The organism is Kitasatospora sp. NPDC058032, assembly GCF_042885845.1.
Lineage (GTDB): Bacteria > Actinomycetota > Actinomycetes > Streptomycetales > Streptomycetaceae > Kitasatospora.
The window spans coordinates 81,741-95,259 of sequence record NZ_JBHVRK010000020.1 but is presented as its reverse complement, the minus strand read 5'-3'; the positions used below and the strand labels follow the sequence as shown (position 1 = coordinate 95,259).

The window sequence follows — 13,519 nt, the reverse complement described above, 5'->3', positions numbered from 1 at the left end:
CTAGTACCGCCAGCGGGTGGCGGCGGCCAGCTCCTCGGGGGGCGCGTCGGCGTACTGGTCGGCCTCGGCCTCCCGGACGGCGAGCACGGCCCCGTACAGGGCCTCGCCGAGCGCCTCGCGCAGCAGCGCGGACCGGCGGTAGGCGGCGAGCGCCTCGCCCGGGCCGGAGGGCAGCCGGGGGACGGCGCCGGGCTCGGCCTGCGCCGGGTCGCCGGTGAACTCCGGTGGCAGCGCCAGCCGTTGGTCAAGGCCGGCGAGGCCGGCGGTGATCACCCCGCCGACCGCCAGATAGGGGTTGGCGGTGGCGTCGAAGCACTTGACCTCCGCGTTGGCGGCCGAGGCGCGCTCACCGGTGGAGCCGGCGACCAGCCGCAGCGCGGCCTCCCGGTTCTCCAGGCCCCAGCACTGGTAGGCGCCGGCCCAGTGCGAGGGGACCAGCCGCAGGTAGCCGGCCGGGCTGGAGCAGCCGAGCACCAGCAGTTCGGGCAGCGCGCCGAGCACCCCGGCGAGGAAGCCCTCGGCCTCGGCGGTGAGGCCGTGCGGGCCGGGGCCGCCGTGGGCGAGGTTGCGGCCGTCCCGCCACAGGCTGAGGTGGAGGTGGCCGCCGTTGCCGACGCCACCGGCCTCGACCGCCGGGGCGAAGGAGACCCGCAGACCGTGCCGGGCGGAGACGGCGCGGATCGTCTGCCGCACCAGCACCGAGGTGTCGGCGGCCTCGACCGGACCCTCGGGGGCGAGCGAGACCTCGAACTGGCCCGCCGCGTACTCGGGGTGGATCTGGAGCACGGTCAGGCCCTGCTCGCCGAGGGCGCGCAGCACGTCGCGCAGGTAGTCGGAGAGCTCGGTCAGCCGCTGCATGCCGTAGGCCGGGCCGGCCGTCGGATAGCGGGGCTCCTCCCCGGGCGGGCCGGCCAGCGCGACCACCCACTCGATCTCGATTCCGGCCTTCAGCGTCAGCCCCTGCTCGGCGGCGGCCGTGACCGCCCGGCGGGCGAAGAGCCGCTGGCAGCCCGGGTGCGGGGCGCCGCCCTGGGTGTAGCGGTCCCCCGGCGCCCAGGCCCAGCCCGGCTGGGCGGCGAGCGGCACGATCCGTTCGACGTCGGGGTAGAGCCGCAGGTCCCCGATGGGGCCGCCGATCAGCGGGCTGGTGACGATGGTGTCGTCGGCGAGGAAGACGTCGAAGCAGGGGGCCGTGCCGACGCCCCACTGGGCCGCGTGCACCAGGCCGCCGAGCGGCACCGCCTTGACCCGGGTGATCCCGGCGTTGTCCACCCAGGTGACGGCGACCGCCTCGACCCCGGCGGTCCGCAGCCGGTCGACCGCCAACTGGGCGCGCTCCCCGCGCTCGGCCCGGTCGACCCGGGGCGGCACGGCGCCGCCCTCGGGCCCGGCGGCGGACGCCCGGTCGGACTCCCTGCTGGACCCGGCCCCCCTGCTGGACCCGGCCCCCTTGCTGGACTCTGCGGACGGATCGGGACGGCCCGCGGAGACGGTTCCGGTGCTCATGACCTCATGCTCCCCCGGCCCGCGGGGGCGCGTAACTCCCCTATCGGGTGGTCCGAACGGACGTCCGTCCACCCCCGTCCCCCGTGCGGGTGATCGCCCGCCCGTGAGCAGCGGAGAATCAGCGCCCGACCCCCTTCCTACCGGCCGGTAGCTTCGCTACAGTGTCGGCACGCACCACCGTCGGGCTTCGGGAGCCGCACCGACGGGGGCGCCGTCCGCCGCGCGGGACTCGCGCGGAGCGGGCGGCGCGCGACGGTGCTCTCGTGCACCGGCGGGCGCCGCGGACCGCGGCCGCAGCCGGGACTTCTCTCCTCCGTGTTCAGAGCCGCTGCCCCACGTCGAGCGCCTGAGCACCACGGCACACCCGCAGCACCGCCGGAGCGGACCGGCGGCGGCGCGGTGGCCGCAACCGTCATCCCCCGCCCCCGCGCGCGGACCCTCCTCCGAAGGGCGCGCCCTCCGGAGCGCGCGCGGGTCTTCCATGACAAGGAGTCAGGACAGATGGAGCGTCCCTTCCCCACGGTCGCCGTGGTCGGCCTCGGCACGATGGGCTCCGGCGTCGCGGTCGCGGTCGCCAGGAGCGGCCGCCGGGTGATCGGCATCGAGGCCGACGAGGCCTCGGCCGCCCGGGCGCTGGCCCGGATCGAGGAGGCCACCGCGCACGCGGTGGCCCGCGAGCGGCTCACCGCCGAGGAGCGGGCCGGGCTGCTGGCCCGGATCACCGTCGGCCACGCGCTGGAGGCCGCCGCCGAGGCCGCCCTGGTGATCGAGGAGGTCCCCGAGCGGCTGGAGCTCAAGCGGGAGCTCTTCGCCGAGCTGGACCGGATCTGCCCGGCCGGCACCGTGCTGGCCACCGGCACCACCGCGCTGTCGGTGACCCGGATCGCCGCCGCCACCGCCCGCCCGGACCGGGTGCTCGGCCTGCACTTCTTCAACCCCGTGCACACCATGAAGCTGGTCGAGGTGGTGCGCACCGTGCTCACCTCCCCGCAGGTGGCCGAGCAGGCCGCGGCCCTCGCCCGGGACCTCGGCAAGGAGCCGGTGGCGGCCGGCGACCGGCCCGGCTTCGTGGTCAACGGCCTGCTCTTCGCCTACCTCAACCAGGCCGCCGCGATGTACGAGTCCCGGTACGCCACCCGGGAGGACATCGACGCCGCGATGCGGCTCGGCTGCGGCCTGCCGATGGGCCCGCTGGCGCTGCTCGACCTGATCGGCGTGGACACCGCCCGGACCGTCCTGGAGGCGATGTACGAGCAGTCGAAGGACCGGCTGCACGCGCCCGCGCCGATCCTCGGCCAGCTGGTCGCCGCCGGGCTGCTGGGCCGCAAGTCCGGCCGCGGCTTCTACGCCTACGAGGCGCCCGGCTCCTCGAAGGCCGTCGACGCCGCCACCGGCCCGGCGCGGCCGAAGGCCCCCGGGCGGGAGGTGCGCGGCATCGGCGTCTGCGGCTCGGGCACCATGGCCACCGGCATCGTCGAGGTGTTCGCCAAGGCCGGGCTCCCGGTGCTGCTGGCCGCCCGCGGCCAGGAGAAGGCGGAGCGGGCCAAGGCGCAGCTGGCGAAGTCGCTGGAGCGCTCGGTCAGCAAGGGCCGGCTGACCGCGGAGCAGCGGGACGCCGCGCTGGCACTGGTCACTCCGGTCGGACGGTACGACGAGCTGGCCGGGGTGGACCTGGTGGTGGAGGCGGTCGCCGAGGACCTGGCGGTCAAGCGCGAGCTGTTCGCCACCCTGGACGCGATCGTCAAGCCGGGCGCGGTGCTGGCCACCACCACCTCCTCGCTGCCGGTGATCGGCTGCGCCTCGGCCACCTCGCGGCCGCAGGACGTGATCGGCATGCACTTCTTCAACCCGGCGCCGGCGATGCGGCTGGTGGAGGTGGTCTCCACGGTGCTGACCGCCCCGGACGTCACCGCGACCGTGCTGGAGCTGTGCGCGAAGGTCCGCAAGCACCCGGTGGAGTGCGGGGACCGGGCCGGGTTCATCGTCAACGCGCTGCTCTTCCCCTACCTGAACGACGCGGTGCGGATGCTCCAGGAGCACTACGCGACGGTGGACGACATCGACACCGCGATGAAGCTCGGCTGCGGGTACCCGATGGGCCCGTTCGAGCTGCTGGACGTGGTCGGCCTGGACGTCTCGCTGACCATCGAGCAGGTGCTGCACCGGGAGTTCCGGGAGCCGGGCCTGGCCGCGGCGCCGCTGCTGGAGCACCTGGTGGCGGCCGGCTGCCTGGGCCGCAAGACCGGCCGCGGCTTCCGCGACCACGCGCGCCGATGACCACCCCGCCGCCCTCCGGGGGACGGCCCGGCCGGCCGCCGCTGCGCCCGGAGCGGCCCGGCTGGGGGCCGGGCGCGGTCCCGGCGCGCCGGCCCGGACCCGCGGCGGGTGGGCCGGTCCCCCCGGTCCGCCGGGGAAGACCCCCGGGCGCGGCGCCGGGGACGTGTAGCGTTCCGGGCATGGATCGGGTTCAGTCAGTCTCCCCGCAGCAATCCGCCCCGGCGCGCGACGGCCGGCCGGCCGGGACCGGCCAGGACGGGGGCCCGGGCAGCCGCCGGGCGGCGGCGCAGCGCCAGCAGATGCGTCAGGATCTGGCCACCGCCGCCATGGAGTTGTTCGCCTCGCAGGGCTACGAGGAGACCACGGTCGACCAGATCGCGGCGGCGGCCGGGGTGGCCCGGCGGACCTTCTTCCGGTACTTCCGGTCCAAGGAGGAGGCGATCTTCCCGGACCACGACGACACCCTGGTCCGGGTGGCCGACCTGCTGGCCAGTGCCGAGCCGGAGGAGCACCCGCTGGACGTGGTCTGCCGGGGCATCAAGGAGGTGCTGCGGATGTACGCCTCCACGCCCGGGGTGTCGGTCGCGCGGTACCAGTTGATCCGTCAGGTGCCGGCGCTGCGCGAGCGGGAGATCGCCGTGGTGGCCCGCTACGAGCGGCTGTTCACCCGGTACCTGCTGGGCCGCTTCGACACCGCCGGGGAGATCCCCTCGGGCTGGCAGCGCGGCGGCGAGGACGACTCGATGCTGGCCGAGGTGTCGGCGGCGGCCGTGGTCGCGGCCCACAACCACGTGCTGCGGCGCTGGCTGCGGGCGGGCGGCCGGGGCGACGTCGAGGCGCAGCTGGACCACTCCTTCGAGGTGATCCGGCGGACCTTCTGGGCGTCCAGCTCGCCGGGCGCGCGGCGGCGCGGCGCCGTGGTGGCACCCGGTGCCAGTGCGACCGAGGCGGAGGCCGCGACGGCGAGCGCACTGAGTGCCGGCCCCGGAGGTGAGGTGCTCATCACAGTCGCCCGGACGGACGCCCCGCTGGAGGTCGTGGTGGACGCCGTGCGGGCCGCCCTGGAGGGCGCCAAGCAGGCCTGATCACTGGAGTTTTCGCAGCTCACAGCAGTTTCCAGGGCCCGCGCCGAACCATCGGCGCGGGCCCTTCCCATGCCCTTCGCAGGCCCCGCCGAGGGGGTCGCGGCCCACCGGAATTGCTGGCACGCCGTGTCTTTACGAGTGGCACAGGGTGCCACTACCTTGTTACCCACCAGTCGCGGCGCCGCGGCTCCCCACCTCGGCGCGCCGTCGTACCGGCGCTCCCCCAACCCCGGGAGCGACCCACCGCAGTGCCGGGCCCACCAGCCACCCACCCACCACCCCGTTCAGCGAAGCCGGTGTCCGCTCCCGGCTCCCCCAGACGCCCTGTGCCCTCACACAGGTACGCCTTCGGAGGCAGCCATGAAGGAAATCCTCGACGCGATCCTCAGCCCCGACAGCACCTCGGCGGACTTCGCCAACGCGAAGCTGCCGGAGTCCTACCGGGCGGTGACGCTCCACAAGGACGAGGAGCAGATGTTCGCCGGCCTCGACAGCCGCGACAAGGACCCCCGCAAGTCCCTCCACCTCGACGAGGTCGCACTGCCCGAACTGGGCCCGGGTGAGGCCCTGGTCGCCGTGATGGCGAGCGCCGTGAACTACAACACCGTGTGGAGCTCGATCTTCGAGCCGGTCTCCACCTTCGGCTTCCTGGAGCGCTACGGCCGGCTCTCCCCGCTCACCGCGCGCCACGACCTGCCGTACCACGTCGTCGGCTCGGACCTCGCCGGCGTGGTGCTGCGCACCGGTGCCGGGGTCAACGCCTGGAAGCCGGGCGACGAGGTGGTCGCGCACTGCCTCTCCGTCGAGCTGGAGTCCTCCGACGGCCACAACGACACGATGATGGACCCGGAGCAGCGGATCTGGGGCTTCGAGACCAACTTCGGCGGCCTCGCCCAGCTGGCCCTGGTGAAGACCAACCAGCTGATGCCCAAGCCCGCCCACCTGACCTGGGAGGAGGCCGCCTCCCCCGGCCTGGTCAACTCCACCGCCTACCGCCAGCTGGTCTCGCAGAACGGCGCCGGCATGAAGCAGGGCGACAACGTGCTGATCTGGGGCGCCAGCGGCGGCCTCGGCTCCTACGCCACCCAGTACGCGCTGGCCGGCGGCGCCACCCCGATCTGCGTCGTCTCCAGCCCGCAGAAGGCCGACATCTGCCGGGCGATGGGCGCCGAGGCGATCATCGACCGCTCCGCCGAGGGCTACCGGTTCTGGAAGGACGAGCAGACCCAGGACCCGCGCGAGTGGAAGCGGCTCGGCGGGCGGATCCGCGAGCTGACCGGCGGCGAGGACGTCGACATCGTCTTCGAGCACCCCGGCCGGGAGACCTTCGGCGCGAGCGTCTACGTCACCCGCAAGGGCGGCACCATCGTCACCTGCGCCTCCACCTCCGGCTTCATGCACCAGTACGACAACCGGTACCTGTGGATGTCGCTCAAGCGGATCGTCGGCTCGCACTTCGCCAACTACCGCGAGGCCTGGGAGGCCAACCGGCTGGTCGCCAAGGGGAAGATCCACCCGACCGTCTCCAAGGTCTACCCGCTGGAGCAGACCGGCCAGGCCGCGCTGGACGTGCACCACAACAAGCACCAGGGCAAGGTCGGCGTGCTCTGCCTGGCCCCCGAGGAGGGCCTGGGTGTGCGCGACGCCGAGCTGCGCGCCCGGCACGTCGACGCGATCAACCGCTTCCGGAACATCTGAGGGTGACCTGATGAGTGATCAGAAGCGCGACCGCCCCTGGCTGATGCGCACCTACGCCGGGCACTCCACGGCCGCGGACTCCAACGCGCTGTACCGGCGGAACCTGGCCAAGGGCCAGACCGGCCTCTCGGTGGCGTTCGACCTGCCGACCCAGACCGGCTACGACTCCGACCACGTCCTCGCCCGCGGCGAGGTCGGCCGGGTCGGCGTCCCGGTCGGCCACGTCGGCGACATGCGGGCCCTGTTCGACGGCATCCCGCTCGAACGCACCAACACCTCGATGACCATCAACGCCACCGCGATGTGGCTGCTGGCGCTCTACCAGGTGGTCGCCGAGGAGCAGGGCGCCGACATCGCCGCGCTCACCGGCACCACCCAGAACGACATCGTCAAGGAGTACCTGTCGCGCGGGACGCACGTCTTCCCGCCCGGCCCCTCGGTGCGGCTGATCACCGACATGATCGCCTACACGGTCGGGAGCATCCCCAAGTGGAACCCGATCAACATCTGCAGCTACCACCTCCAGGAGGCCGGGGCCACCCCGGTCCAGGAGATCGCCTACGCGATGTGCACGGCGATCGAGGTGCTGGACGCCGTCCGCGACTCCGGCCAGGTGCCGGCCGAGCGGATGGGCGAGGTGGTCGCCCGGATCTCCTTCTTCGTCAACGCCGGCGTGCGGTTCGTCGAGGAGATGTGCAAGATGCGGGCCTTCGGCCGGCTCTGGGAGAAGGTCACCCGCGAGCGGTACGGCATCGAGGACCCCAAGCAGCGCCGGTTCCGCTACGGCGTCCAGGTGAACTCGCTCGGCCTGACCGAGGCGCAGCCGGAGAACAACGTCCAGCGGATCGTGCTGGAGATGCTCGCCGTCACCCTCTCCAAGGACGCCCGCGCCCGCGCCGTCCAGCTGCCCGCCTGGAACGAGGCGCTCGGGCTGCCCCGCCCGTGGGACCAGCAGTGGTCGCTGCGGATCCAGCAGGTGCTCGCCTACGAGTCCGACCTGCTGGAGTACGGGGACCTCTTCAACGGCTCCGACGTCGTCGAGGCCAAGACCGCCGAGCTGCTGGCCGGCGCCGAGGCCGAGATCGCCAAGGTGCTGGGGATGGGCGGGGTGATCCCGGCCGTCGAGTCCGGCTACCTGAAGTCCAACCTGGTCGCCTCGCACGCGGCCCGCCGGGCCCGGATCGAGTCCGGCGAGGACCGGATCATCGGGGTGAACTGCTTCGACACCACCGAGGAGAGCCCGCTCACGGCCGACCTCGACACCGCGATCACGGTCGTCGACCCGGCCGCCGAGCAGTCCGTGCTGGCCGCCCTGGAGGCCTGGCGCGGGCAGCGCGACGAGGCCGCCGCGCTGCGCGCCCTGGAGGAGCTCAAGGCCGTCGCCGCCACCGACGCCAACCTGGTGCCGGCCACCCTGGCCTGCGCCCGGGCCGGGGTCACCACCGGCGAGTGGGCCTTCGCGCTGCGCGAGGTGTTCGGCGAGTACCGCGCGCCCACCGGCGTCGGCGGCGCCCCGGTCGCGGTCGCCGCCGAGCCCGGCGGCGAGCTGGCCGCGGTCCGCGAGGCGGTCGCCGCGACCGCCGCCGAGCTGGGCGCCGGCAAGCTGCGCCTGCTGGTCGGCAAGCCCGGCCTGGACGGTCACTCCAACGGGGCCGAGCAGATCGCCGTCCGGGCCCGCGACGCCGGCTTCGAGGTGGTCTACCAGGGCATCCGGCTCACCCCCGAGCAGATCGTCTCGGCCGCCGTCGCCGAGGACGTCCACTGCGTGGGCCTGTCGATCCTCTCCGGCGCCCACTCCGAGCTGGTCCCGGACGTGCTGCACCGGCTGCGCCGCGCCGGGGTGGAGGATGTCCCGGTGATCGTGGGTGGCATCATCCCGGCAGCGGACGGCGAGGCCCTCAGGGCCGCCGGCGTCGCCGCCGTCTTCACCCCGAAGGACTTCGGCATCACCACCATCATCGGCCGGATCGTGGACGAGATCCGGCTGGCCAACAGGCTCCAGCCCTGGACGCCGGCCCCGGCCACGACGACCAGCTGACCCGGAAGGACCCTCTCCCACCATGACTGTCAACCGCCTGCGCCCGCGCCGCTCCTGCCTCGCCGTACCCGGCAGCAACCCGCGCTTCCTGGAGAAGGCCCAGGGCCTGCCCGCCGACCAGGTCTTCCTCGACCTGGAGGACGCCTGCGCCCCGCTGGTCAAGGAGAGCGCCCGGCACTCGATCGTCGACGCGCTGAACAACGGCGACTGGGGCGGCAAGACCCGCGTCGTGCGGGTCAACGACTGGACCACCCACTGGACCTACCGCGACGTGATCACCGTCGTCGAGGGCGCGGGCCCCAACCTCGACTGCATCATGCTGCCCAAGGTCCAGGACGCCGAGCAGGTCAAGGCGCTCGACCTGCTGCTCACCCAGATCGAGAAGACCATGGGCTTCGAGGTCGGCCGGATCGGCATCGAGGCGCAGATCGAGAACGCCAAGGGCCTCATCAACGTCGACGCCATCGCCCAGGCCTCGCCCCGGCTGGAGACCATCATCTTCGGCCCGGCCGACTTCATGGCCTCGATCAACATGAAGTCCCTGGTGGTCGGCGAGCAGCCGCCCGGCTACTCGGCCGACGCCTACCACTACATCCTGATGCGCATCCTGATGGCCGCCCGCGCCCACGACCTCCAGGCGATCGACGGCCCCTACCTGCAGATCCGCAACCAGGAGGGCTACCGCGAGGTGGCCGGCCGCGCCGCCGCGCTGGGCTTCGACGGCAAGTGGGTGCTGCACCCGGACCAGGTCGCCGCCGCCAACGAGATCTTCTCGCCCTCCCAGGCGGACTACGACCACGCCGAGCTGATCCTCGACGCCTACGACTGGTGCACCTCCGAGGCCGGCGGCTTCAAGGGCTCGGCGATGCTCGGCGACGAGATGATCGACGAGGCCAGCCGCAAGATGGCGCTGGTCGTCTCCGGCAAGGGCCGGGCCGCCGGTCTGCAGCGCACCTCCACGTTCGAGCCCCCGCAGGCCTGAGAGCCCCGACCCCAAGGACCACTGAGACATGCAGTTCGGACGCACCTACGAGGAGTTCGAGGTCGGCGCGGTGTACAAGCACTGGCCCGGCAAGACGGTCACCGAGTACGACGACCACCTCTTCTGCCTCCTCACCATGAACCACCACCCGCTCCACCTGAACGCCGACTACGCGGAGCGGACGACCGACTTCGGCCGCAACGTGGTGGTGGGCAACTACGTCTACTCGCTGCTGCTGGGGATGTCCGTCCCGGACGTCTCCGGCAAGGCGATCGCCAACCTGGAGATCGAGTCGCTGCGGCACGTCGCGCCGACCTTCCACGGCGACACGATCTACGGCGAGACCACCGTGCTCGACAAGTGGCCGTCCAAGTCCAAGGACGACCGGGGCATCGTGTACGTCGAGACCAAGGGCTACAAGCAGGACGGCACGGTCGTCTGCGTCTTCCGCCGCAAGGTGATGGTGCCGACCGCGACGTACATCGAGGCGCGCGGCGGCGAGCAGCCCGGCCGCCCCGTCCCGCTCGACTGAGCCCCCCCCCGAAGGAAAAAGCCCCGGACGGGCCGGCCGCCGTCATCGGCCGTGCCCCGACCCGGTTCACGGGGGCTCCGCGGAAGCCACGCCCGCGGAGCCCCCGCCCCCTCACTCCTCTTCTCTTTTCCCTCAGTCATGACAGGAGCCGCACGATGGGACGCCTCGCGCAGACCGACGGCCTCACCGAGATCCAGCGGGACATCCTCGCCACCGTGCGCGGGTTCGTCGACAAGGAGATCATCCCGGTCGCGACCGAGCTGGAGCACAAGGACGAGTACCCCGCCGCGATCGTCGAGGGCATGAAGCAGCTCGGCCTCTTCGGCCTGACCATCCCCGAGGAGTACGGCGGCCTCGGCGAGTCGCTGCTCACCTACGCCCTGGTGGTGGAGGAGATCGCCCGCGGCTGGATGTCCGTCTCCGGCATCGTCAACACCCACTTCATCGTGGCGCACATGATCAACGCGCACGGCACCCAGGAGCAGAAGGACCACTTCCTGCCGAGGATGGCGACCGGCGAGGTCCGCGGCGCCTTCTCGATGTCCGAGCCGGGCCTGGGCTCCGACGTCGCCGCGATCACCACCAAGGGTGTCAAGGACGGCGAGGACGGGGAGTTCTACGTCCTCAACGGCCAGAAGATGTGGCTGACCAACGGCGGCACCTCCACCCTGGTCGCGGTGCTGTGCCGGACCGACGAGGGCGGCTCCACCCCCTACAGGAACATGACCACCTTCCTGATCGAGAAGACGCCGGGCTTCGGACCGAACCCGACCGTCCCCGGCCTCACCGTGCCCGGCAAGATCGAGAAGATGGGCTACAAGGGCGTCGACACCACCGAGCTGGTCCTCCAGGACGTCCGCGTCCCGGCCGACCGGATCCTCGGCGGCGTCCCCGGCCGCGGTTTCTACCAGATGATGGACGGCGTCGAGGTCGGCCGGGTCAACGTGGCCGCGCGCGGCTGCGGCGTCGCCCGGCGCGCCTTCGAGCTGGGCATCGCCTACGCCCAGCAGCGCACCACCTTCGGCAAGAAGATCGCCGAGCACCAGGCGATCCAGTTCAAGCTCGCCGAGATGGCCACCAAGGTCGAGGCCGCCCACCAGATGATGGTCATGGCCGCCCGCAAGAAGGACGGCGGCGAGCGCAACGACCTGGAGGCCGGCATGGCCAAGTACCTCGCCTCCGAGTACTGCAAGGAGGTCGTCGAGGACGCCTTCCGGATCCACGGCGGCTACGGCTTCTCCAAGGAGTACGAGATCGAGCGGCTCTACCGGGAGGCCCCGATGCTGCTGATCGGTGAAGGTACTGCGGAGATCCAGAAGATGATCGTCGGGCGCCGGCTGCTGGAGGAGTACCGCATCGCGCAGTGACCGACAGGTCACCCGAGCCGCCGGTCGACGGGCGTGCGGGCCCGTCCCGGCAGGACGCCGTGCCCCGACCCGGTCGCCTGGTCCGCCCCGGGTCCGGCACGGCCCACCGGAGCGGCCACAGGGCGTACAGCTGCTGTCACGCGCCCTGCGGCCGCTCCGGCATCCCCTCGCCGTGCTCCGGACGTGCCCCCGGCTGCCCCCGGCGGACGGCTCCGAACGGCCGTACGGGCACGGTTGAGACATGAGTCACCAGCTTCGCCCGGTCCCTTGGGAACCGGAGCGGGGCGAGCTACGGTCGTACAGAAGGGACGCTGCCGCGTCTCCGCCAGGTCACATGACGAGCAGGCGGGTTGCCCACCCACCGTCTGCTCCCGATAGCATCCACCGGGACAGCAGACGTCCCTCTCTTACCCGATCCCGCGGTGGCCCCCGTCCAGCGGCCATGATCCCCCGCGACAAAGGTCTTCGATGCCCATCAGCCCGTCCCCTCACACCTCCGTCACGGACCGCGATGCCCTCGCAGCCACGACGGCCGGTCGGCGACCCCGCGTGACCATCGCGCGCGGAGCCACCCCCTGGTTCGTCCCCACCCTCGCCACGGCCGCCGTGACCACCGCCCTCACCCGGCGCAGTGGCAAGTGGGCCCTGGCGGCGGTACCCGCCTGTGCGCTCGGCGCCGGCATGCTGTGGTTCTTCCGCGACCCCGAGCGTGAGATCGGCACGGGCAGAGTGATCTCCCCCGCCGACGGCGTGGTCCAGAGCATCGACGCGTGGCCGGACGGCCGGACCCGCGTGGCGATCTTCATGAGCCCGCTGAACGTCCACGTCAACCGGGCCCCGCTGCCCGGCACCGTGGCCTCCGTCGAGCACGTGCCCGGTGGCTTCGTGCCCGCGTTCAACAAGGACAGCGACCAGAACGAGCGGGTCGTCTGGCACTTCGACACCGAGCTCGGCGACATCGAGATGGTGCAGATCGCGGGCGCCGTGGCGCGCCGCATCGTGCCGTACGTGGACGCCGGTACCAAGGTCGAGCAGGGCGAGCGGATCGGTCTGATCCGGTTCGGGTCCCGGGTCGACACCTACCTGCCGGCCGGCGTCGAGGTCGGCGTCGAGGTCGGCCAGAAGACCACCGCCGGGGTGACGCGCCTTGACCGTGACTGATCCTGAGACGATCGTCGGCCTGGACGACGAGGAGACGGCCCTGCGCCGCCGCCGCTGGGCCCGCGACCGCGAGCTGCGCCAGCCGCGCTCGCCGCAGCACCTGTCGACCGCCGACTTCCTGACCCTGGGGAACGCCGTCTGCGGCTTCCTGGCGATCTACTCGATCACCACCGGGGTGCTCGTCCCGCACATCACCAACCCGGACGCCGCGCCGGACAAGCACAGCGCCGCCACCGCGGTGACGCTGCTGCTGATCGGCTCGATGTGCGACCTGTTCGACGGGCTGGTGGCGCGCAAGCTGCGCTCCTCCGCGCTCGGGGCCGAGCTCGACAACCTGGCCGACCTGATCAGCTTCGGCATCGCGCCGGCCTACTTCGTCGCGGTCTGGGGCATGGTCTCGCCCGGCTCCAACAGCCGGCTGTCGGCGCTGATCGCGCTGACCGTGCTGCTCGCGGTGGTGCTGCGGCTCGCCCGCTTCTCCGCCGTCAAGATGCGACCCGGGGTGTTCCAGGGCATGCCCTGCCCGATGGGCGCCATGACGGTGATCGCCATCGTGCTGCTCGACCCGCCGTTCCTGCCCGGTCTGCTCGCCATCTTCGGCGCGGCGTACCTGATGGTCAGCCGGATCGAGTACCCGAAGCCGCAGGGCCTGCTGGCCACCGCGACGCTCTGCTGGATCGTGGTCTCGATCGGCTGCCTGGCGGCCTGGGCGACCGGCCTGCCGGGCGGCGACAACCTGATGCACATCGGCGCGTTCGCGCAGATCGCACTCGCCGCGATGGCGCCGCTGCTGGTGATCCGCCGCAAGGTGGGCCAGAAGGTCGGCGACGTCCGGGCCCGCCGCGCGGAGTCGCGGATCGGCTGACGGTCCCC

10 protein-coding genes are annotated in these 13,519 nt (G+C 72.7%); 9 read left to right on the top strand and 1 reads right to left on the bottom strand.

Annotated features, from left to right (window positions below; genetic code table 11):
• Nucleotides 1-1,506, bottom strand: coding sequence for a glutamine synthetase (locus ACFVUH_RS27700; RefSeq protein ID WP_387915978.1), 1,506 nt, complete (start codon nucleotides 1,504-1,506; stop codon nucleotides 1-3).
• Between the two features lie 501 nt (nucleotides 1,507-2,007).
• Here ACFVUH_RS27700 and ACFVUH_RS27695 point away from each other — a divergent pair.
• The 9 genes from ACFVUH_RS27695 (at nucleotide 2,008) to ACFVUH_RS27655 (ending at nucleotide 13,511) form a co-directional block, all read left to right on the top strand.
• The gene (locus ACFVUH_RS27695; RefSeq protein ID WP_387915976.1) at nucleotides 2,008-3,783 is read left to right on the top strand and encodes a 3-hydroxyacyl-CoA dehydrogenase family protein; all 1,776 of its coding nucleotides are present in this window, start codon (nucleotides 2,008-2,010) and stop codon (nucleotides 3,781-3,783) included.
• A gap of 179 nt (nucleotides 3,784-3,962) precedes the next feature.
• Nucleotides 3,963-4,868: a TetR family transcriptional regulator gene (locus ACFVUH_RS27690; RefSeq protein ID WP_355373590.1), complete on the top strand. Its 906-nt coding sequence runs from the start codon at nucleotides 3,963-3,965 to the stop codon at nucleotides 4,866-4,868.
• A 360-nt stretch (nucleotides 4,869-5,228) separates the two neighbouring features.
• A complete protein-coding gene (gene ccrA, locus ACFVUH_RS27685) occupies nucleotides 5,229-6,566 on the top strand; it encodes a crotonyl-CoA carboxylase/reductase (RefSeq protein ID WP_387915975.1) in 1,338 nt (445 codons plus the stop codon).
• 10 nt (nucleotides 6,567-6,576) lie between these two features.
• Nucleotides 6,577-8,604, top strand: a complete 2,028-nt coding sequence (locus ACFVUH_RS27680) for a protein meaA (protein WP_387915973.1) — start codon at nucleotides 6,577-6,579, stop codon at nucleotides 8,602-8,604.
• Nucleotides 8,605-8,626: 22 nt separating this feature from the next.
• Nucleotides 8,627-9,586, top strand: a complete 960-nt coding sequence (locus tag ACFVUH_RS27675) for a CoA ester lyase (RefSeq protein WP_355373598.1) — start codon at nucleotides 8,627-8,629, stop codon at nucleotides 9,584-9,586.
• A 28-nt stretch (nucleotides 9,587-9,614) separates the two neighbouring features.
• Nucleotides 9,615-10,118, top strand: coding sequence for a MaoC family dehydratase (locus ACFVUH_RS27670; RefSeq protein WP_387915971.1), 504 nt, complete (start codon nucleotides 9,615-9,617; stop codon nucleotides 10,116-10,118).
• A 155-nt stretch (nucleotides 10,119-10,273) separates the two neighbouring features.
• Nucleotides 10,274-11,485: an acyl-CoA dehydrogenase family protein gene (locus ACFVUH_RS27665; protein WP_355373604.1), complete on the top strand. Its 1,212-nt coding sequence runs from the start codon at nucleotides 10,274-10,276 to the stop codon at nucleotides 11,483-11,485.
• A 468-nt stretch (nucleotides 11,486-11,953) separates the two neighbouring features.
• Nucleotides 11,954-12,646: a phosphatidylserine decarboxylase gene (locus ACFVUH_RS27660; protein WP_355373607.1), complete on the top strand. Its 693-nt coding sequence runs from the start codon at nucleotides 11,954-11,956 to the stop codon at nucleotides 12,644-12,646.
• Nucleotides 12,633-13,511 (top strand): CDP-alcohol phosphatidyltransferase family protein, encoded by an 879-nt coding sequence (locus tag ACFVUH_RS27655; protein ID WP_387915969.1) that lies wholly within the window; start codon nucleotides 12,633-12,635, stop codon nucleotides 13,509-13,511. The genes ACFVUH_RS27660 and ACFVUH_RS27655 overlap by 14 nt, the downstream gene beginning before the upstream one ends.
• The last annotated feature ends 8 nt before the right edge of the window (nucleotides 13,512-13,519 follow it).